This window comes from Comamonas sp. NLF-1-9 (genome assembly GCF_019195435.1).
Classification (GTDB): Bacteria; Pseudomonadota; Gammaproteobacteria; order Burkholderiales; family Burkholderiaceae_C; genus Comamonas_C.
On sequence record NZ_CP078069.1, the window covers coordinates 291,860 to 312,666 of the forward strand.

Here is a 20,807-nt window from a genome sequence, read left to right on the forward strand (position 1 = left end):
TTTCAGCCGGTGGCCACGGGCCGCGTGCGGTCGGCGCACCACGCGCTCCAGCTGCCCGCGTAGAGCGCGGCAGGGGCGTAGCCGGCCAGCTCCATCGCCAGCAGGTTGTGGATGGCGCTCACGCCGCTGCCGCACTGGTGTACGACGCTGGCGGCATCGCGCCCTTGGAGCACGGCGTCGAACTCGGCGCGCAGCTCGCCCGCGCTCTTGAAGCGGCCATCGGGCGCGAGGTTGTCCATCCAGGGGCGGTTCAGTGCGCCGGGGATGTGCCCCGCCACCGGGTCCAGCGGCTCGACCTCGCCGCGATAGCGCTCGCCCGCGCGGGCATCGACGAGGGTTTGCCCCGACTGGCCGAGCTGCGCCAGCACCTGGGCGGTATCGAGCAAGCGGCGCAGCGGCGCGCGCGCGCTGAAGTCGCCCGGCGCGCGCGGCATTTCCTCGTGGCTGGAGCTGGCACCGCCCGCCGCCAGCCAGGCGGCAAAGCCGCCGTCGAGCACCGCCGCCGCATCGTGCCCCAGCCATTTGAACAGCCACCAAAGCCGCATGCAGGGCATGGAGCCGTTGCGGTCGTAGACGACGGCCTGCATGCCATTGGAAAAGCCCACGCTCGCCAGCCAGGCGGCAAAGCGCTCGCGCGTGGGCAGCGGGTGGCGCCCGCCGCTGGCGCTCGGGCCGCCGGCGGCGCTCAGATCGCGGTCCAGATGCGCGTAGATGGCGCCCGGGATGTGCGTCGCGTGGTAGTCGGCGATGCCGCGTTCGGTGTCGGCCAGGTCAAAGCTGCAGTCAAAGACCATCAACGGCGCGCCCGCTTGCATCAGGGCTTGCAGTTCGTTGGCGGTGATCAGGTGGGTGTGGCTCATGGGGATTTTTGGGTCGTGGTGGCCGAGCGGGTTCGCAGCACGCCGGCGGCGATCGCGCTCAGCACGATGAGCGCCATGCCCAGCCAGGCGATGAGCGGCAGGTATTCGCCGAACACCAGCATGCTGTAGATGCTGGCGAAAATCAGGCCCGAGTATTGCAGGTTGGCCACCAGCAGCGTGCCCCGGCTGCTCGATGCGCGCGAGAAGGCCATGGTCATGCACAGCTGCCCGCCCGCAGCGAACAAGCCCAGCGGCAAAAGCCAGAGCGCAGGCCAGCCCGCAAAGGCCGACACGCCGGTGAACGCCATCGCGCCCAGGCCGGCAACGCTGCAGCCCAGCGCGAAGTAGAAGACGGTGCGCGTCTCCGGCTCGCCCAGGCGCGACAGCGCCACGACCTGCATGTAAGCGAGCGCCGCGCACATGCCGCCTAGCAGCCCGACCACGGCGGCAAAGCCCTGGTTGCCGTCCACCGTGGGCCTGAGCATCATCACCACGCCGACAAAGCCCAGCAGCACGCAGGCCACGAGCGTGAGCGGCACCGGCGGGCGCGGCTGGGCGCCCGAGGGGCGCCAGCTCAGCATCGCGCCCCCGACGATGAAGGCGGCGATCCAGACGCTGCTCATGTAGCCAAAAGTCATGGCCGTGGGCAGCGGCAGCCAGATGATGGCGTAGAACGATGCGGCGAGCGCGGTCACGCCGATGAAGCTGCGCCAGGCGTGCATGCCCGGGTAGCGCGTCTTGAGCGCGATGCCCTGGCGGCGCGCCAGCCACCAGAGCATGGCCATGCTGATCAGGCCGCGCCAGAACACCATCTCGAAGGCGGTGAAATGCGGCGCCGCCAGCTTCACGCAGACCCCCATGCTGGCGAAGAAGAAGGCCGCCAGAACCATCCACAGCGCTTGCATGGGGTTTTGAATGAAATGCGGCCCAAACGCTTGCGGCACAAGCGCTGGCAGCTATGGTTTCAGGGGGTTTACAGCGCGTCGCCCATTCTGGCGCGGTACCACTCGTGAAAGTGGCGCATGCCGTCTTCCAGCGGGCTCTGGTAGGGGCCGACCTCATTCGCCCCGCGCTCGAGCAGCGCGCGCCTGCCCTGGTCCTCGCGCTCGCCTATCTCGTCGTCCTCGATCGCGGTTTCCATGTAGGCGGCCTGCTGCGCCTCGATGAACTCGCGCTCGAAAGCGTGAATTTCCTCGGGGTAGTAGAACTCGACCAGGTTCAGCGTCTTCTGCGGCCCCATCGGATGCACCGTGGAGACGGTGAGCACGTGCGGATACCACTCGACCATGATGTGCGGGTAGTAGGTGAGCCAGATCGCGCCGCGCTCGGGCTTTTCGCCGCCGCGGTAGCGCAGCAGCACCTCGTGCCAGAGCTTGTAGGCGTCGGTGCCGGGCTTGCCGAAGGTCGGCGCCACGCCCACGGTCTGCACCGAGTATTCGCGCTCGAACTGCCAGTGCAGGTCATCGACAGTGACGAAGTTGCCCAGGCCCGGGTGGAAGGGGCCAACGTGGTAGTCCTCCAGATAAATCTCGATGAAGGTCTTCCAGTTGTAGTTGCACTCATGCATCTCGGCGCGGTCGAACACGTAGCCGTCAAACGACAGGTCGGCGGCCACGCCCATGCCGGCGAGATCAAGGGCGATGTCGCGCCCGTTGTCCTCGAACAGCAGGCCGTTCCATTCACGCAGCGGCCAGCTCTGCAGGTTCAAGCCCGGGTTGCTGGCAAAGTGCGGCGCGCCCAGCAGCTTGCCGCCGCCGTCATAGGTCCAGCGGTGAATGGGGCAGACGATGTTGCCTCCCGCGTGGCCCTTGCCTTCAGTGTTCAGGTTGCCCTGGCCGCTCAGCATCAGCGCCTGGCGGTGGCGGCAGCAGTTGGAGATGAGCTGGATCTTTCCTTCGGGGCTGCGCACCAGCGCCCGCCCGCCCTTTTCCTGCGCCAGCACGTAGTAGTCGCCCGGCTCGGGCGCATTCAGGCTGTGGCCGACGTAGCGCGGCCCGGGCGCGAAGAGCAGCGCACGCTCGCGCCGGCACAAGGCCTCGTCGAAGTAGCTGGAAACCGGGAGTTGGCTGGCGGCCTGCTGCAGTTGAAGACTTAAATCAGACATGGATGTCGTGACCTGAAGCCCCCCACAGGGAGGTGGCGCGTGCATGCACGGGCCCGAGAAAACGAAACCGGCAAGGGCACGGCATGCCGAAGCCGGTCTGGGCGAAAGCGGCGATTATAAAGGCGGGGCCTGGTGCGCGCCGGCGCGCGCCCCTCGCGCAGGCGCGCACCATCGGGGACTTGCCCAGCGTCGCCCTAAAATGTCCCGTTCCGTTCGCCAGCCGCTGGCGCGTTTGCGTTGGATCTGCCCATGCCCAAGGCCCTTGCCAAGACCCCCCCCGCCGAACCTGAAAGCTATGAGGCAGCGCTGCAAGAGCTCGAGGCTCTGGTCGCGCGCATCGAAGCGGGGCAGTTGCCGCTCGAGCAGATGCTCGCGAGCTACCAGCGCGGCGCGCAGCTGCTGCAGTTCTGCCGCCAGCGGCTGGACGCGGTGCAGGAGCAGATCAAGCTGCTCGACGGCGGGGCGCTCAAGCCATGGACTCCCGAGTGACGCCGGGCAGCGCCAACGCTTTCGTGGCCGCCGACTGGGTGCGCGAGGCGCAGCAGCGCGTGGAGCAGGCGCTCTCGGACTGGGTGCCAGCCATCACCCCGGCCGACCTCGGCGTGGCCATGCGCTATGCGGTGATGGGCGGCGGCAAGCGCCTGCGCCCGTTGCTGGTGCTCGCTGCCTGCATGGCGGTGCGCGGCAACCACGACGCGGCGCTGCGCGCGGCCTGCGCGGTGGAGCTGATCCATGCCTATTCCCTGGTGCACGACGACCTGCCCTGCATGGACAACGACGTGCTGCGCCGCGGCAAACCCACGGCGCACGTGCAGTTCGGCGAGGCGCGCGCGCTGCTGGCCGGCGACGCCCTGCAGGCCCTGGCCTTTGAGCTGCTGACCCCGCCCGAGGGCGTGCCGCCAGCCATGCAGGCCGAGCTGTGCCGCCTGCTGGCGCGCGCTGCCGGCGCCCACGGCATGGCGGGCGGCCAGGCGATAGACCTGGCCAGCGTCGGCCGGGCGCTCGGTCAGGGCCAGCTCAGCGAGATGCACCGGCTCAAGACCGGCGCTCTGCTGCAGGCCAGCGTGCTCATGGGCGCGGCCTGCGGCGCGGTGGACGTGCGTGCACGCCAGGCGCTGGCGCAGTATGGTGCGGCCCTGGGCCTGGCGTTCCAGGTGGTGGACGACGTGCTCGACTGCACCCAGGATTCGGCTACGCTGGGCAAGACGGCGGGCAAGGACGCGGCCTGCGGCAAGCCTACCTTCGTCTCGCTCATGGGGCTCGAAGGGGCGCGTGCGCACGCGCAGGAGCTGCTCGATGAAGCGCGCCAGGTGCTGCGCACCAGCGGCCTGGTCGAAACCCAGGCGCTGGTGGCGCTGGCCGAGATGGTGGTGGAGCGCCAGCACTGAGCAGGCCATGCGCGGAATTTTAATGAAATCGGGCTGTAACGCTTGACATACAAGCGCTTGCAGCTATCAAAACAGGATATGGCGACTACCGAATACCCCTTGCTCGAGAGCGTGAACGACCCCGTGGACCTGCGCAGCCTCACGCGCGCGCAGCTCAAGCAACTGGCCGACGAGTTGCGCGCCTTCGTGCTGCAAAGCGTGGCCAGGACTGGCGGGCATTTGTCGTCCAACCTCGGCGTGGTCGAACTCACGATCGCGCTGCACGCGGTCTTCAATACGCCCGAAGACCGCCTGGTCTGGGACGTGGGTCACCAGTCCTATCCGCACAAGATCCTCACCGGCCGACGCGCTCGCATGGGCACGCTGCGCCAGCTCGGCGGCCTGTCGGGTTTTCCGATGCGCTCGGAGAGCCCTTACGACACCTTCGGCACCGCGCATTCCTCGACCAGCATCTCCGCCGCCCTGGGCATGGCGGTGGCCGCGCGGCAAAAGGGCGAGGAGCGCCACGCGATCGCGGTCATAGGCGACGGCGCGATGACCGCCGGCATGGCCTTCGAGGCGCTGAACAACGCCGGCGTGGCCGACGCCAATCTGCTCGTCATCCTGAACGACAACGACATGAGCATCAGCCCGCCGGTGGGCGCGCTCAACCGCTACCTGGCGCAGCTCATGAGCGGGCGCTTTTATGCCAAGGCGCGCGACGTGGGCAAGAGCGTGCTGCGCGGCGTGCCGCCGCTGCTGGAGCTGGCCAAGCGCCTGGAGCAGCAGGCCAAGGGCATGGTGGTGCCGGCCACGCTGTTCGAGAACTTCGGCTTCAACTACATCGGCCCGATCGACGGGCACGACCTCGATTCGCTGATTCCGACGCTGGAGAACATCAAAGGCCTCAAAGGCCCGCAGTTCCTGCACGTGGTCACGAAGAAGGGCCAGGGCTACAAGCTGGCCGAGGCCGACCCGGTGGCCTACCACGGCCCGGGCAAGTTCGACCCCCAGATCGGCCTGGTCAAGCCCGAGGCGCCCGCGCGCCAGACCTTCACCCAGGTCTTCGGCCAATGGCTGTGCGACATGGCAGACAAGGACGAGCGCCTGGTCGCCATCACGCCGGCGATGCGCGAGGGTTCGGGCATGGTCGAGTTCGAGCGGCGCTTTCCCGGGCGCTACCACGACGTGGGCATCGCCGAGCAGCACGCGGTGACTTTCGCGGCGGGCCTGGCCTGCGAGGGGCTCAAGCCGGTGGTGGCGATCTATTCCACGTTTTTGCAGCGCGGCTACGACCAGCTGATCCACGACGTGGCGCTGCAGAATCTGCCCGTCGTGTTCGCGCTCGACCGTGCGGGCATCGTCGGCGCCGATGGCGCAACGCATTGCGGGGCCTTTGACATTGCCTACGCGCGCTGCATCCCCAACATGGCCGTGGCCTGCCCGGCCGATGAGCGCGAATGCCGCCAGTTGCTCAGCAGCGCCTTTGCGCAAGACCATCCGGTCACCGTGCGCTATCCGCGCGGCGCCGGCGTGGGCGTGGCGCCGCTGCCCGCGCTCGACGGTCTGCCCTATGGCAAGGGCGAGCTGCGCCGCCAGGGCCAGCGGGTGGCCATCCTGGCCTTCGGCACGCTGCTGTACCCGGCGCTCGAAGCCGCCGAGCGGCTGAACGCCACGGTGCTCAACATGCGCTGGGCCAAGCCGCTCGATACCGAGCTGCTGGCGCGCACCATTGCCACGCACGAGGCGCTGGTCACGGTGGAAGAGGGCGTGGTCATGGGCGGTGCGGGCAGCGCCGTACTCGAATGGCTCGCGCAGCAAGGCAGCGTGCTGCCGCTGCTGCAACTGGGCCTGCCCGATGCCTTCATCGAACACGGCGACCCGGCCCGGCTGCTGTCGCTGCTGGGGCTGGATGCGGCGGGGCTGGAGCGCAGCATCCGCCGGCGTTATCCGGCGCTGGTGGCACCGGCCCCGGCCCTGCGCGCCGTCGGTGAACATTGATGTGCCCGATCTTGCATTTGCGCCTGGTTACTTGCGATAACATGGCGCGTTGAGTGGCCGGGGAGCGCCGCCGGCAGCGCATGCTGCGCGGGCAGTGCACGTCCATTCGGTCGTGTCTGGCATTTCATTTTTTCAACAAGGAGTCAAGCCCATGGATCGTCGTTCCCTCATCAAGAATGCCGGCATTGCCGGCGTGCTGGCCACCGGCATCGCGCCCGCGGTGCATGCCCAGGAAACCGTGCGCTGGCGTCTGGCCACGAGCTTTCCCAAGGCGCTGGAAACCCTGCACGGCTGCGCCGTGAAGTTCGCCGAAACCGTCAAGGCCATGTCGGGCGGCAAGTTTGAAGTCTCGGTGCACGCCGCGGGCGAGCTGATCCCGGCCTTCGGCATCGTTGATGCGCTGGCCGACGACTCGATCGAAATGGGCGAGACCGCTGCCTACTACTACACCGGCAAGGACCCGTCCTTTGCCTTCAGCTGCGCCATTCCCTTTGGTTTCACCGCGCAGCAGAACCAGGCCTGGAAGCTGCATGGCAATGGCCACAAGCTGCTTGACGCCTTGTTCGAGAAGTACAACTTCCATGCGCGCAGCGCGCTCAACACCGGCACGCAGATGGGCGGCTGGTACCGCAAGGAGATGAACAAGCCCGAGGACTTCAAGGGCCTGAAGATGCGTCTGGGCGGCGGCGTATTCGGTGAATCCATGGCCAAGCTCGGCGTGGTGTCGCAGAACATGCCCGGCGGCGACGTCTACCAGGCGCTGGAAAAGGGCACGTTGGACGCGGCCGAGTTCGTCGGCCCCTACGACGACGCCAAGATGGGCTGGAACAAGGTGGCCAAGTACTACTACTACGGCGGCTGGTGGGAAGGCGGCGCCGACCTGGAGTTCTTCATCAACAACAAGGCCTACGCCAAGCTCTCGCCCGAATACAAGGCCATGGTCAATGCGGCCATGGACGTGGCCTACAACGACGGCACCTCCAAGTACCTGTACCTGAACCCGATCGCGCTCAAGCAACTGGTGGCCAGCGGCACCCAGCTCAAGCGCTTCAACAAGGAGATCGTGCAGGCCGGCTTCAACGCCGCGCAAGAGGTCTACGCCGAGCACAGCGCCAAGGACCCGCAGTTCAAGAAGATCTACGACGACATCCGCAACTTCCAGCGCGACCAGATCCTCTGGAACCGCATCTCGGAGCTGGTGTTCACCCAGGACATGGCCTCGCTCAAGATCTGAGTGCCGAGCGCGCCCCGCACGGGTCGCTTCCGGAAAAAAAAGAGACCGCAGCCGTGATGGCTGCGGTCTTTTTTTTGTCCGCACGCCGCCACGCAGCGGCGCGTGCGGCCTGCCTGGCGCTACTTGCGCAAGGATTCCTGGATCGCCTTCATCGGGTCCTCGGGCTCCCCGCCGACCGGGCCGAAGGCGCCGTCTTGCGCCGCCCCCGGCAGGCCGGAGCCGCCCTGCGGCGCGCTGCTGGCGCCGCCGCCATCTGCGGGCGCGGGCGCGGGCGTGGACTGCTCGAACAGCCCGGGCAGGCTGTTGAAGTCCGAGTTGCGCTCGGTCTCGTTCAAGTCCTGCAGCATCTGCTGCTGCACCGCGTTCATGTCCACCTGCACCGGTTTGTCGAGTCCGCCGGTGACCAGCGCCGGGAAGGCAATCATCAGCGCCACCATGGTCAGCTGCAGCAGCAGGAAGGGGATCGCGCCCTTGTAGATCTGCATGGTCGTGACCGGCTCCATGGTCTTGCCGGTGTGCGTGTCCACATAGGGCTTTTCAGGCGCGACCGAGCGCAGGTAGAACAGCGCAAAGCCGAACGGCGGGTGCAGGAAGGAGGTCTGCATGTTCACCGCCAGCAGCACGCCAAACCAGATCAGGTCTATGCCCATCTTGTCGGCAATCGGGGCCAGCACCGGGACGACGATGAACGACAGTTCAAAGAAGTCCAGGAAGAAGGCCAGGAAGAACACCATGATGTTCACGAAGATCAGGAAGCCGAGCTGCCCGCCGGGCAGCTTGGACAGCAGGTGCTCGACCCAGACCGGGCCGTCGGCCGCCTGGAACACCATGCTGAAGATCGTCGCGCCCACCAGGATGAACATCACGAAGGACGCCAGCTTGGTGGTGGTATCGAGCGCCTGGCGCAGTAGCTTCCAGGACAGGCGCTTGCGCATGGTGGCCATGATCAAGGCGCCCATTGCGCCCATGGCGCCGCCTTCCGTGGGGGTGGCCACGCCGAGGAAGATGGTTCCCAGCACCAGGAAGATGAGCAGCAGCGGCGGAATCAGCACGAAGGTCACGCGCTCGGCCAGCTTGGACAGCAGACCCAGGCCGGTGACGCGGTTGATCACCGCGATCAGCCAGCCGACAAAGCTGCCGCCGCACATGGCCACGACGATCTTCTCGTCGGTGGGCACGAACTCGACCAGCTCGCCCTGCCACCAGGTATGGATGGCGGTCATCTCGTGCGCCAGCAGCACGCCCACGGCCACGCAGAAGACGAACAGCACGGTCAGCGAGGTGTAGCCGTGGCTGCCGCTGGGCTCGATGAAGGTGCGCGCCTCGGGCGGCAGGGCCGGCACGGTCTTGGGCTTGAAGATGGCCAGCCCCACCACCCACAGGATGTACAGCCCCATCAGCGTGAAGCCCGGGATGAAGGCGCCCTTGTACATGTCGCCCACGCTCTTGCCCATCTGGTCGGCCAGCACGATGAGCACGAGCGACGGCGGGATGATCTGCGCGAGCGTCCCCGAAGCGGCGATCACCCCGCTGGCCAGACTGCGGCTGTAGCCGTAGCGCAGCATGATGGGCATGGAAATGAGACCCATCGAGATGACCGAAGCCGCGACGACGCCGGTCGTGGCCGCCAGCATCGCGCCGACCAGCACCACGGCGAGCGCCAGGCCGCCGCGCATCGGCCCGAACACCTGACCGACAGAGTCCAGCAGATCTTCGGCCATGCCACTGCGCTCAAGAATCAAGCCCATGAGCGTGAAGAAGGGCACGGCCAGCAGCGTCTCGTTGGCCATGATGCCGATCAGGCGCAGCGGCAGCACCGAGAGGATGGCGGTGGGAAAGATGTCCAGATAGACCCCGAGCGCGCCGAAGGCCAGGCCCGCCGCGCCCAGCGAAAACGCCACCGGAAAGCCCAGGATCAGAAAGCAGATCAGCCCGATGAACATGATCGGGGCGAAGTTGGAAGCAATGAATTGCATGGCTGCGTGCTCCGGCGTGTCAGTGGGCCGGAGCCTGGCTGGGCCCGGGCTTGGCAGCCTTGGCAGCGCTTTCCTGGCGCAGCGCCTCGATCAGCTCCTGCTCGTCCGATTTCTCATCGGGCTTGATGGTCGGATCCGGCCCCTTGCCCAGCGCGAAGGCAATGCACTTGATCAGTTCCGACCAGCCCTGCAGCAGCAGCAGCGTGAAGCCCAGCGGCAGGGCCAGCCACACCGGCCAGCGGATCAGGCCGCCGGGGTTGTTCGACATCTCGCCGCTCTGGTACATCTGCAGGGTCAGCGGCGTGACGTAGTACAACACCATCAGGCACACCGGCGTGAGGAAGAACACCAGGCCGAACATCTCTATGGCCAGTTGCACCTTCTTGGGGAAGTGGCTGTTGAGCACGTCGATGCGCACGTGCTCGCGCTTGAGCAGCGTATAGCCGGCGGCAATCAGGAAAGACCAGGCAAACAGATACCACTGCACCTCGAGAAAACCGTTGGAGCTGTAGTTGAAGATCTTGCGGATCACCGCGTTGACGGCGCTGATCACGGTCGCGCCGAAAATCAGCCAGATCGCGTACTTGCCGATAAACATGTTGAGTCTGTCTATGGCCCGCGATAGCGAGAGCAAAGCCTGCATGGTGTCTCCAAAAAAACCGCTGGGCATGCGTGCCACTGGCGGGCCGTCATGCAACTGGCGCGGCCGTGCACGCATCCGCTGCGGGGCGTGCAGGCAACAGAGGCAGGATTCTAAGGGCCTGCCTTGCGTGTAACTGAATTTGTCGCGGCGTTCAATCCATCAGCGCCATGCCCTTGATCTGGGCATACAGGCTCTCGCCGGTCCGCAGCCCCAGGTGCACGCATGAATGGCGGGTAATGCGCGCCAGCAGCGGCGTGCCGGCGCAGTCCAGCCGGGCCAGCACCTGGCCAGGGCCGTCCGGCACCAGGTCGCTCAGGCGCACCGCCAGCACGTTGAGGATGCTGCAGTCCTGCGGCGCCTGGCGCGCCAGGCTCACGTCGCGCGCGGCCACGCGCAGGCGCACCGGCGCGCCAAGCGGCAGGCTGCGCGTGCTCACCAGGCGCAGCGTGCCGCCGCCAAAGCGCACGCTCAGCAGATAGTCGCCGGGGTCGTAGGCGGCCACCGTGCCGGCCACCAGGGCGCTGGCATCGCGCGCATGCGCCAGCGGCAGATCGGGCTGGGCGAGCAGGCTGGCGGCCGCGCCCTGGGCGCGCACGCGGCCTGCCTCCAGCACCACCAGATGGCTGGCCAGGCGCGCCACCTCGTCGCTGGCATGGCTCACGTAGAGCACGGGAAGGTCCAGCTCGCGCTGCAATTGCTCCAGATAGGGCAGTACCTCGGCCTTGCGCGCTTCGTCCAGCGCGGCCAGGGGTTCGTCCATCAGCAGCAGGCTGGGGCTGGCCGCCAGCGCGCGTGCGATGGCCACGCGCTGGCGCTCGCCGCCCGAGAGCGTGTGCGGCATGCGCCCCAGCAGGCCAGGCAGGCCGAGCAGCTCGACCGCCCGCTCGAGCGACACCCGCTGGCGCGCCGGGGGCTGGCGCCGCTGGCCGTATTCCATGTTGCGGCGCACCGTGAGGTGCTCGAACAGGCTGGCTTCCTGAAACACATAGCCCAGGTGGCGCCGGTGCGTGGGCAGCCACACGCCGCGCGCGTCGTCCTGCCAGAGCGCATCGCCCAGCGCGACCTGTCCCCGCGCGCGGCTCAGCCCGGCGATGGCGCGCAGACAAGTGGTCTTGCCGCAACCCGAGGCGCCATACAGCGCGGTGACGCCGCGTGCCGGCAAGTCCAGGTCCACGTCCAGGGAAAAGCCCGGGCGCGCAAGCTGCAGGCGGGCACGCAGGCCGCTCATTGCAGTCGCCCCCGGGGCTGCAGCCAGTGCAGCAGCACCAGCACGACGAAGGCGAAGCCGAGCATGCCGGCCGAAAGCCAATGGGCATGGTCGTACTGCATGGCTTCCACATGGTCGTAGATCTGTACCGACACCACGCGGGTCTTGCCGGCGATGTTGCCGCCTATCATCAAGACCACGCCGAATTCGCCTACCGTGTGGGCGAAACTGAGCACGGCGGCGGTGATGAAGCCCGGGCGCGCCAGCGGCAGCGCCACGCTGAAGAAGCGGTCCAGCGGCGCGGCGCCGAGCGAGGCCGCGGCCTCCAGCGGGCGCTGCCCCACTGATTCGAAGGCGCGCTGCAGCGGCTGCACCGCAAACGGCAGCGAATAAATGATGGAGCCCACCAGCAGGCCGCCGAAGCTGAAGGGCAGGCGGCCCAGCCCGATCGCCTCGGTGAGTCGCCCGAGCGGGCTCTCGGGACCGAGCGCGACCAGCAGATAAAAGCCGATGACCGTGGGCGGCAGCACCAGCGGCAGCGCAACCACCGCGCCCACCGGCGCGCGCCAGCGCGAGCGCGTATGTGCCAGCCACCAGGCGATGGGCGTGCCGAGCAGGAGCAGCGCGGCCGTCGTGAGACTCGCCAGCTGCAGCGTCAGGGCGATGGCCGACCAGTCCTCAGGGGAGAGCGTAACCATAGGAGTGGATGATGGCGCGCGCCGCTTCACCCTGAAGAAAGCGCAGCAGCGCCGCCGCTGCCTCGTTGGCTGCGCCCTGTCTGAGCACGATGGCGTCCTGGCGCAGCGGATCGTGCAGGGCGGCGGGAACCTGCCAGGCCGAGCCGGCGCTCAAGCGTCCGTCCCGCACCACTTGTGAGCGCGCGACAAAGGCCAGCTCGGCATTGCCCGAGGCGGCAAACTGCCAGGCCTGCGCGATGCTTTCCCCTTGCACGATGCGCGCTTGCAGCTCTGCGGCCAGCCCCAGCGCCTGCAGCGTCTGCATGGCTGCGGCGCCGTAGGGCGCGAGCCGCGGGTTGGCGATCGCCAGGTGGCGCCAGCCGGTCTGGCGCAGCACCGCGCCCCCGTCGTCCACATAGCCCGCCTGCTTGCTCCACAGCACGAGCTCACCGATGGCGTAGGTGAAGCGCGTTGCCTCCTGCGCCCAGCCTTCGCGCGCAAGGCGCTGCGGCGTCGCCTGGTCCGCCGACACCAGCACGTCAAAGGGCGCGCCATGCACGATTTGCGCATAGAACTTGCCGGTGGAGCCGAAGGAGAGCGACACCGTGTGCGGCGTCTGCTGCTCAAACCGCGTCGCGATCTCCTGCATGGGAGCGCTGAAGTTGGCCGCCACCGCCACCAGCGCATGCGCCGCGTGGGCAGCCGGCGCGAGCAGCGCCAGCGCGCCCGCGGCCATCGCCCGGCGCAGGGTTGTGCCGGGCAGCAGCGGTGCGCGACGCTCGGCTCTGGCCATGGGCGTGGACATCGGCGCGGGCAGGGCGGCAGGCCAGCGGCGCTCAGGCGGGGCGCGCCGGCGCCCGATCGGCGGGCGGCGTGTGCGCGAGCCAGGCCTGTGCCAGGCGCACCCAGTAGCTCGCGCCCAGCGGGATCAGCTCGTCGTTGAAGTCGTAGTGCGGGTTGTGCAGGGTGCAGGGCCCGGCGTCGTGCCCGCCGCCGGCGTAGCTGCCGCGGTGCGCGCCGTCGCCGTTGCCGATGAAGCAGTAGGCGCCCGGGCGCTCTTGCAGCATGTAGGCGAAGTCTTCCGCGCCCAGCGTCGGCTCCTGGTTGCGGGTGCGCTCGGCGCCCACGAGTTCGCGCATCACCTTCCGGCAAAACTCGGCCTCGTAGGCGGTGTTGATGGTCGGCGGATAGTTGCGCTGGAACTCGAAGTGGTGGCTCGCGCCGAAGGCCGCGCACAGGCCTTCGGTGATCTCGCGCATGCGCCGCTCTATCAGATCGAGCGTCTCGAAGCTGAAGGTGCGCACCGTGCCCTGCAGCTCGCAGGCGTCGGGGATCACGTTGTTGGCCTCGCCCGCGTGGATCATGGTCACCGAGATCACGCCGGCATCGACGGGCTTGCGGTTGCGCGAGACGATGGTCTGGAAGGCCTGCACCAGCTGGCAGGCGATGGGCACGGGGTCGGTGCCCATGTGCGGCATCGCGGCATGTCCGCCCTTGCCGCTGATGGTGATGCGAAATTCGTTGCTCGAACCCATGACCGGCCCGCTGCTCACCGCCAGCACCCCGGCGGGCACTCCTGGCCAGTTGTGCATGCCGAACACCGCCTCCATAGCAAAGCGGGTGAACAGGCCGTCGCCGATCATCTCGCGCGCGCCGCCGCCGCCTTCTTCGGCCGGCTGGAAGATCAGGTAGACCGTGCCGTCGAAGTCGCGTGCGCTCGCCAGGTACTGGCCCGCCGCCAGCAGCATCGCGGTATGCCCGTCGTGGCCGCAGGCGTGCATCTTGCCGGGGCGCGTGCTCGCATGGGCGAAGGTGTTGAATTCGGACATCGGCAGCGCGTCCATGTCGGCGCGCAGACCCAGCGCGCGGCCGCTCTTGCCGCCGTCGCGGCCATGTACCACGCCGACCACGCCAGTCCTGCCCAGGCCGGCATGGACCTCGGCGCCCCAGTGGCGCAGCCGCTCGGCCACCAGCGCTGCGGTGCGCTCTTCCTCGAAACACAGCTCGGGGTGCGCGTGGATGTCACGCCGCAGTTGGGTCAGCGCCGCAGCCTGCGCGAGTATCGGTTCGATCAGCTTCATGCTGGCAGTCTAGCGGCGCGGCCAGGCCTGCGTAAGCCCCCGCCGCCTGCCGCATGCACGGCCGCGTGCAGGCCGGGCGCCGCCGCGCGAGCCGCTACCATCGCGCCATGCCTGCCGACGTGCCGCACACCGCGCAACTGCCCCTGGAGCCGCAAGGCATTCTCGACCTTGCGGTGCGCTCGATGTTCCAACTGCTGTCCAGCCTGAGCCAGGGCATGTTCATCATCGACGTGCATGCACGCATCGTCTGGGTCAACGAGGGCTACCGGCGCTTTCTGCCGGCGCTGGGGCTGAATTCGATCGACGACTTTCTCGGTCACCTGGTCGAGGAGGTCATACCCAACACCCAGATGCGCCGCGTGCTGGAAACCGGCAAGCCGGTGCTGATTGATCTGCTGACCAACCGCGCGGGCACCTTCGTCGTCAGCCGCCTGCCGCTGCTGGGCGAGGGCGGGGCGGTGATAGGCGCGATCGGCATGGTGTTGTTCGACCAGCCCGAGACCACCTTGCAGCCGCTGATTGCCAAGTTCGCGCGCCTGCAACAAGACCTGGAGGATGCGCGGCGCGAGCTCGCGGTGCAGCGCAGCGCGCAGCCCCTGGGCGGGCGGCGCGCCAAATACACGCTCGCGGGTTTCATCGGCACGAGCAGCGCCGCCGTCGAGGTCAAGCGCCGCGCGCGCAGGGCGGCGGTCTCCAGCAGCCCGGTGCTGCTGCTCGGAGAAACCGGCACGGGCAAGGAATTGCTGGCCCACGGCATCCATGCCGCCTCGGCGCGCGCTGCGCGCCCCTTCGTGAGCGTGAACATCGCGGCGGTGCCGGACACCTTGCTCGAGGCGGAATTCTTCGGCTACGTCGCCGGCTCGTTCACCGGCGCGGACCGGCGCGGGCGCGAGGGCAAGTTCAAGCTGGCCGACGGCGGCACGCTGTTTCTCGACGAGATCGGCGACATGCCGCTGGCCCTGCAGTCCAAGCTGCTGCGCGTGCTGCAGGAAGCGGAAATCGAGCCGCTGGGCAGCAACCAACTGGTGCCCGTGGACGTGCGCATCATCGCCGCCACCAGCCGCGATCTGCCCGCGCTGGTGCGCGAAGGGAAGTTTCGCGAGGACTTGTACTACCGGCTCAACGTGTTGCCGATCCGCGTGCCGCCGCTGCGTGAGCGGCGCGAGGACATCCCCGCGCTGGTGGAGGTGCTGGGTGAAGACCTGGCCCAGCGCAGCGGCGCGGTGCAGCCCGAACTGCTGCCCGAGGCCATGGCGCTGCTACGTGCCCAGACCTGGCGCGGCAACATCCGCGAGCTGCGCAACGTACTCGAGCAGGCAGTGCTCAGAAGCGATTCGCTGGCCATCGATGCGGGGCAGCTCGAAGCGGTGCTGCGTGAATCGGGCCAGGAACCGAGCGTCCCGGCGGCGGCCGCGCCGCTCCCCGCCATGCCCGCACCCCACGATACCGAGGCATTGCTGCGGCCCCTGGCCGAGCAGGTGCAGGAGCTCGAGGGCCGCGCCATCGCCGCGGCGCTGCAGGCATGCCGGGGCAACAAGGCGCTGGCAGCGCGCCAGCTGGGAATCTCGCGCGCCACCCTCTACGATCGGCTCGGCGCAATGTCAAATAATTGAACGCGTGCCTGAAATAGAGACAAAAAATGCTTGTATTTCAGCCGGCCCACTTGAACGCTTGCTTGGACCCGGCATGCAGGGCTTGCTGTCCGGGGTATGGCATGCTTCATGCATCCCGTCTTGCGGCGATGGCGCTTGCAAGTGGGCGAATGGCGCTGTGGCTGCACAGCCTTTCGGCTTGCACGCACAAGGGGCGCGGCAGGCCATGACAAGGGTTAACCCTTTTGTTTTTCAGGACCATAGGCGTTTATCCCGAGGTGAACGCCATTCAACAGGGTTTACGATGCGACGCGGCAAGACAAGGGAGGCATACGGCGGTTCCGCAGTGGTTTGGCGGTGCGCGCTGTCCGGCAATGGGTGAATACATTCTCGAAACCTCGCACCTGACCAAGGAGTTCAAGGGCTTCACTGCAGTGAGTGACGTCAAGCTCTCGGTCAGAAAGGGCGCGATCCATGCGCTCATCGGCCCCAACGGCGCGGGCAAGACGACCTGCTTCAACCTGCTCACCAAGTTTCTTGAGCCCACGCGCGGCAAGATCCTGTTCGAGGGCGTGGACATCACCAGCGAGAAGCCGGCCCAGGTGGCGCGCCGGGGCATGGTGCGCTCGTTCCAGATTTCGTCGACCTTCCCCTACATGACGGTGCTGGAGAACGTGCGCGTCGGCCTGCAGCCCACGCTGGGCACGAGCTACAACTTCTGGCGCTCCTCGCGCACGCTGGACCAGCTCAACGGCCGGTGCATGGAGCTGCTGGAGCACGTCGGTCTGGCCGAGTTTGCCCATCTCAAGGCCATGGAGCTGCCCTACGGCCGCAAGCGGGCGCTGGAAATTGCCACAACGCTTGCCGTTGACCCCAAGCTGCTGCTGCTCGATGAGCCCACGCAGGGCATGGGCCATGAGGACGTGGAGATGATCACCGAGCTGATCAAGAAGGTGGCGGCCAACCGCACGGTGCTGATGGTGGAGCACAACATGGGCGTGGTCGGGCGCATTGCCGACACGATCACCGTGCTGCAGTTCGGCCAGGTGATCGCCGAGGGACCGTATTCGGAGGTGTCGCGCAATCCCCAGGTGCTCGAGGCCTACATGGGCAGCAGCAACGAGGCGCTCGCCGGCATCGGCGAATGAGGGCAGGCAGACGATGAACGCATCCCAAACGACCGCCATCCGCTTCAAGGACGTGCAGGCCTGGTATGGAGAGTCCCACATCCTGCATGGCGTCAACTTCCACGTGCAGGCCGGCGAGGTGGTCAGCCTGCTCGGGCGCAACGGCGCGGGCCGCACGACCAGTCTGCGCGCGCTCATGGGCCTGGTGGGCCGGCGCAGCGGCAGCATAGAGATCAACGGCGTGGATACGGTGAGCATGGCGCCGCACCAGATCGCGCGCCTGGGCGTGGGCTACTGCCCGGAAGAGCGCGGCATCCTCACCTCGCTGAGCTGCGAAGAGAACCTGCTGCTGCCGCCCAAGGTGGCCGAAGGCGGCATGGGCGTGGACGAGATCTATGCCATGTTCCCCAACCTGCAGGCGCGCCGCGCCAGCCCCGGCGGGCGCCTGTCGGGTGGCGAGCAGCAGATGCTGGCGGTGGCGCGCATCCTGCGCACCGGGGCCAAGATCCTGCTTCTCGACGAAATTTCCGAAGGCCTGGCGCCCGTTATCGTGCAGGCGCTGGCGCGCATGATCCGCGAGCTGCGCACCCGGGGCTTCACCGTGCTCATGGTCGAGCAGAACTTTCACTTTGCCGCGCCGCTGGCCGACCGCTTCTACATCATGGAGCGTGGCCAGATCCTGCGCGAACTCAGCGCCGCGGAGCTGCAAGGCAACATGCAGACCCTGCACCAGTACCTGAGTGTCTGATTTCCCAACCCTGCATCACCTACGAGGAGATATCTGATGAAACGCAAATTGCTGTGTTCCCTGATTGCCGGCATCGGCCTGGCTGCCGGCGGCCTGGCGCACGCCGAGGTGAGCGGTGGCGTGGTGAAGATCGGGGTGCTCTCGGACATGTCCGGCCCCTATGCCGACCTCTCCGGCCCGGGCTCGGTCGTCGCGGCCAAGATGGCGGCCGAGGACTACGTCAAGCAGACCGGCTCCAAGCTCAAGATCGAGGTCGTCTCGGGCGATCACCAGAACAAGCCCGACGTCGGCTCCAGCATCACGCGCAAGTGGATCGACTCCGAAGGCGTGGACATGATCCTGGACGTGCCGACCTCCTCGGTGATGTTCGCCGTCGCCGAAGTGGTCAAGGAAAAGAACAAGGTGCTGGTGGACTCGACCGGCGGCTCCTCGGACATGACCGGCAAGTCCTGCAACGCCAATACCGTGCACTGGACTTACGACACCTGGATGCTGGCCCATGGGACGGGCTCGGCCGTGGTCAAGAGCGGCGGTGACAGCTGGTTCTTCCTGACCGCCGATTACGCCTTCGGCCACGCGCTCGAGAAGGACACCTCCGAGGTCGTGAAGAACAACGGCGGCAAGGTGCTGGGCAGTGTCAAGGTGCCGCTGGGCACGACGGACTTCTCGTCCTTCCTGCTGCAGGCCCAGGGCTCCAAGGCCAAGATCGTCGGCCTGGCCAACGCCGGCAACGACACCATCAACTCGATCAAGCAGGCGGCCGAGTTCGGCATCGTCAAGGGCGGCCAGAAGATGGCCGGTCTGCTGGTGTTCATCAGCGACGTGCACGGCCTGGGCCTGCAGACCGCGCAAGGCCTGCAGTTGACCGAGACCTTCTACTGGAACCAGGACGACGGCGCGCGCGCATGGTCCAAGCGCTTTGGCGAGCGCCATGGCGGCAAGATGCCGACCTCGGCCCAGGCAGGCGTGTACGCCGGCATGCTGCACTACCTGAAGGCGGTGGACGCACTGCAGGAGGATGCCGACGGCGCCAAGGTGGTGGCCGAGATGAAGAAGCTGCCCACGGACGATCCGCTGTTCGGCAAGGGCGTGGTGCGCGAAGACGGTCGCAAGATCCATCCCGCCTACCTGTTCGAGGTGAAGACGCCGGCCGAGTCCAAGGGCCCCTGGGACTACTACAAGCTGGTGCAGACCATCCCGGCAGACCAGGCCTTCCGTCCGCTCAAGGACGGCAATTGCCCGCTGGTGAAGTAAGAGCGGCGGATATCGAAGAGAAGCGGGGCGTTACCCAATGGACATATTCGGCATTCCCGTGCAGGCCTTGATGGGGCAGCTGCTCATCGGGCTGATCAATGGCTCCTTCTACGCCCTGCTCTCGCTCGGGCTGGCCGTGATATTCGGCCTGCTCAACATCATCAACTTTGCCCACGGCGCGTTCTACATGATGGGCGCGTTCGGGGCCTATCTGCTGCTCAACAAGCTGGGCCTCAATTACTGGTGGGCCCTGCTGCTGTCCCCGATCATCGTCGGGGCGGTGGGCGTGGTGCTCGAGCGCACCATGCTCAAGCGCCTCTACCAGCTCGATCACCTCTACGGCCTCTTGCTCACTTTCGGGCTGGCGCTGATCATCCAGGGGCTGTTTCGCAATGAATTCGGCTCCAGCGGCCTGCCCTACGCGATACCGGCGCAGCTCTCGGGCGGGCAGAACCTGGGCTTCATGTTCCTGCCCAACTACCGCGCCTGGGTCATCGTCGCGTCCCTGGTCGTGTGCCTGCTGACCTGGTACGTGATCGAACACACGCGCCTGGGCGGCTATCTGCGCGCCGCGACCGAAAACCCGCAACTGGTGCAGGCCTTCGGCATCAACGTGCCGCGCATGATCACGCTCACCTTCGGTTTCGGCGTGGGTCTGGCGGCGCTGGCCGGAGTCATGGCCGCGCCCATCTACCAGGTCGGGCCGCTCATGGGGGCCGACCTCATCATCGTCGTGTTTGCCGTGGTGGTCATAGGCGGCATGGGCTCGATCATGGGCGCCATCGTCACCGGCTTCGGCCTGGGGCTGGTCGAAGGCCTGACCAAGGTCTTCTACCCCGAGGCTTCCACTACCGTGATCTTCGTCATCATGACCATCGTGCTGCTGCTGCGACCGGCAGGGCTGTTTGGCGCAGAAAAGTAAATCCATGAACACAGCAGTGAGTACCCCGGTACACGCTTCCGCGGCCGAGCTGGAAAAGGCCGCGCGGCGCACCCATTTGACGGTGTTCGTCCTCATGATGGTGGTGCTGATCGCCGCGCCCTTCCTCGGCGTCTATCCGGTCTTCATGATGAAGGTGATGTGCTTTGCGCTGTTCGCCTGCGCCTTCAACCTTTTGCTCGGCTTTGGCGGCCTGTTGTCCTTCGGTCATGCGATGTTTCTCGGTGGCGCCGGCTATGCGGCCGCGCATTCGGCCAAGGTCTGGGGCTTCACGCCGGAGCTGGCCGTTCTCTTTGCCACTGCCTGCACTGCCGCGCTCGGCTGGGTGACGGGCCTGCTGGCGATCCGCCGCCAGGGCATCTACTTTGCGATGATCACGCTGGCGCTGGCGCAAATGGTGTTCTTCTTCAGCCTGCAGGCGCCCTTTACCCACGGCGAGGACGGCATCCAGGCGGTGCCGCGCGGCAAGCTCTTCGGCCTGATCGACTTGTCGCAGCCGACCGCGATGTACATCTTCGTGCTGCTGATCTTCGTGATCGGGTTCGCGCTCATCTACCGCATCGTGCATTCGCCCTTTGGCCAGGTGCTTCAGGCGATACGCGAGAACGAGGCACGGGCGATCTCGCTGGGCTACGACGCCGACAAGTTCAAGCACCGTGCCTACGTGCTGTCGGCCACGCTCTCGGGCCTGGCGGGCGCGACCAAGGCCATCTTGTTTCAACTGGCTTCACTCACCGACGTGCACTGGGGCATGTCGGGCGAGGTGGTGTTGATGACGCTGGTGGGCGGCATGGGCACGATCTTCGGGCCGGTCGTCGGCGCGGCGGTGATCGTCACCATGCAGAACTACCTGGCCGAGCTGGGCGCCTGGGTGACCGTGGTGCAGGGCGTGATCTTCGTCATCTGCGTGCTGCTGTTTCGCCGCGGCATCGTCGGCGAGATCGGCAACTGGCTCAAGAAGTCGCTCTGAGCGTCACTTGGGCCGCCGGCAGTCCG

At 67.2% G+C, this 20,807-nt stretch carries 19 protein-coding genes; 10 read left to right on the forward strand and 9 right to left on the reverse strand.

Annotation, left to right across the window (positions count from 1 at the left end; translation table 11 throughout):
• Positions 1–2 precede the first annotated feature (2 nt).
• The 3 genes from KUD94_RS01365 to KUD94_RS01375 all read right to left on the reverse strand — a co-directional run bounded on the left by KUD94_RS01365 (position 3) and on the right by KUD94_RS01375 (position 2,964).
• Entirely contained in the window at positions 3–860 is an 858-nt protein-coding gene (locus tag KUD94_RS01365) for a sulfurtransferase (RefSeq protein ID WP_218238129.1), read from the reverse strand.
• The gene (locus tag KUD94_RS01370) at positions 857–1,765 is read right to left on the reverse strand and encodes a DMT family transporter (protein WP_218238130.1); all 909 of its coding nucleotides are present in this window, start codon (positions 1,763–1,765) and stop codon (positions 857–859) included. Before KUD94_RS01370 ends, KUD94_RS01365 begins: the two co-directional genes overlap by 4 nt.
• Before the next feature lie 68 nt (positions 1,766–1,833).
• Entirely contained in the window at positions 1,834–2,964 is a 1,131-nt protein-coding gene (locus KUD94_RS01375) for an aromatic ring-hydroxylating dioxygenase subunit alpha (protein ID WP_218238131.1), read from the reverse strand.
• A 249-nt stretch (positions 2,965–3,213) separates the two neighbouring features.
• On the opposite strand from KUD94_RS01375, the gene KUD94_RS01380 reads away from it, so the two are divergent.
• From KUD94_RS01380 to KUD94_RS01395, 4 genes are all read left to right on the forward strand, one after another.
• Positions 3,214–3,453 (forward strand): exodeoxyribonuclease VII small subunit, encoded by a 240-nt coding sequence (locus tag KUD94_RS01380; protein WP_218238132.1) that lies wholly within the window; start codon positions 3,214–3,216, stop codon positions 3,451–3,453.
• A complete protein-coding gene (locus KUD94_RS01385) occupies positions 3,438–4,352 on the forward strand; it encodes a polyprenyl synthetase family protein (RefSeq protein ID WP_218238133.1) in 915 nt (304 codons plus the stop codon). The genes KUD94_RS01380 and KUD94_RS01385 overlap by 16 nt, the downstream gene beginning before the upstream one ends.
• Positions 4,353–4,430: 78 nt before the next feature.
• Positions 4,431–6,332 carry a 1-deoxy-D-xylulose-5-phosphate synthase gene (gene dxs / locus KUD94_RS01390; protein ID WP_218238134.1) on the forward strand — a complete coding sequence of 634 codons (1,902 nt, stop codon included), beginning with the start codon at positions 4,431–4,433 and terminating at the stop codon, positions 6,330–6,332.
• 151 nt (positions 6,333–6,483) lie between these two features.
• Positions 6,484–7,566 (forward strand): TRAP transporter substrate-binding protein, encoded by a 1,083-nt coding sequence (locus tag KUD94_RS01395; protein ID WP_218238135.1) that lies wholly within the window; start codon positions 6,484–6,486, stop codon positions 7,564–7,566.
• 119 nt (positions 7,567–7,685) lie between these two features.
• Here the strand turns inward: KUD94_RS01395 and KUD94_RS01400 are convergent, their stop codons facing one another.
• The 6 genes from KUD94_RS01400 to KUD94_RS01425 form a co-directional block, all read right to left on the reverse strand.
• Positions 7,686–9,542, reverse strand: a complete 1,857-nt coding sequence (locus KUD94_RS01400) for a TRAP transporter large permease subunit (protein WP_218238136.1) — start codon at positions 9,540–9,542, stop codon at positions 7,686–7,688.
• A gap of 19 nt (positions 9,543–9,561) precedes the next feature.
• Positions 9,562–10,185 (reverse strand): TRAP transporter small permease subunit, encoded by a 624-nt coding sequence (locus tag KUD94_RS01405; RefSeq protein ID WP_218238137.1) that lies wholly within the window; start codon positions 10,183–10,185, stop codon positions 9,562–9,564.
• Positions 10,186–10,336: 151 nt separating this feature from the next.
• On the reverse strand, positions 10,337–11,413 hold the full coding sequence (modC, locus tag KUD94_RS01410; RefSeq protein ID WP_218238138.1) for a molybdenum ABC transporter ATP-binding protein: 1,077 nt from the start codon (positions 11,411–11,413) through the stop codon (positions 10,337–10,339).
• Entirely contained in the window at positions 11,410–12,090 is a 681-nt protein-coding gene (modB, locus tag KUD94_RS01415) for a molybdate ABC transporter permease subunit (RefSeq protein WP_218238139.1), read from the reverse strand. The genes modC and modB overlap by 4 nt, the downstream gene beginning before the upstream one ends.
• Positions 12,071–12,862 carry a molybdate ABC transporter substrate-binding protein gene (gene modA, locus KUD94_RS01420; RefSeq protein ID WP_370625904.1) on the reverse strand — a complete coding sequence of 264 codons (792 nt, stop codon included), beginning with the start codon at positions 12,860–12,862 and terminating at the stop codon, positions 12,071–12,073. Before modA ends, modB begins: the two co-directional genes overlap by 20 nt.
• Positions 12,863–12,905: 43 nt before the next feature.
• Complete coding sequence (locus tag KUD94_RS01425; protein WP_218238141.1) at positions 12,906–14,150, reverse strand: M20 aminoacylase family protein; 1,245 nt, start codon at positions 14,148–14,150, stop codon at positions 12,906–12,908.
• A gap of 107 nt (positions 14,151–14,257) precedes the next feature.
• Between KUD94_RS01425 and KUD94_RS01430 the strand changes: the two genes are divergently transcribed.
• The 6 genes from KUD94_RS01430 to KUD94_RS01455 all read left to right on the forward strand — a co-directional run bounded on the left by KUD94_RS01430 (position 14,258) and on the right by KUD94_RS01455 (position 20,781).
• Positions 14,258–15,763, forward strand: coding sequence for a sigma-54-dependent Fis family transcriptional regulator (locus tag KUD94_RS01430; RefSeq protein WP_218238142.1), 1,506 nt, complete (start codon positions 14,258–14,260; stop codon positions 15,761–15,763).
• A 353-nt stretch (positions 15,764–16,116) separates the two neighbouring features.
• Positions 16,117–16,890, forward strand: a complete 774-nt coding sequence (locus KUD94_RS01435) for an ABC transporter ATP-binding protein (protein WP_218238143.1) — start codon at positions 16,117–16,119, stop codon at positions 16,888–16,890.
• A gap of 13 nt (positions 16,891–16,903) precedes the next feature.
• Positions 16,904–17,617 (forward strand): ABC transporter ATP-binding protein, encoded by a 714-nt coding sequence (locus KUD94_RS01440; RefSeq protein ID WP_218238144.1) that lies wholly within the window; start codon positions 16,904–16,906, stop codon positions 17,615–17,617.
• A 36-nt stretch (positions 17,618–17,653) separates the two neighbouring features.
• Positions 17,654–18,871 carry an ABC transporter substrate-binding protein gene (locus KUD94_RS01445; protein ID WP_218238145.1) on the forward strand — a complete coding sequence of 406 codons (1,218 nt, stop codon included), beginning with the start codon at positions 17,654–17,656 and terminating at the stop codon, positions 18,869–18,871.
• Positions 18,872–18,908: 37 nt separating this feature from the next.
• A complete protein-coding gene (locus tag KUD94_RS01450; RefSeq protein WP_218238146.1) occupies positions 18,909–19,793 on the forward strand; it encodes a branched-chain amino acid ABC transporter permease in 885 nt (294 codons plus the stop codon).
• A 94-nt stretch (positions 19,794–19,887) separates the two neighbouring features.
• Positions 19,888–20,781 (forward strand): branched-chain amino acid ABC transporter permease, encoded by an 894-nt coding sequence (locus KUD94_RS01455; RefSeq protein WP_255569283.1) that lies wholly within the window; start codon positions 19,888–19,890, stop codon positions 20,779–20,781.
• Positions 20,782–20,807 lie beyond the last annotated feature (26 nt).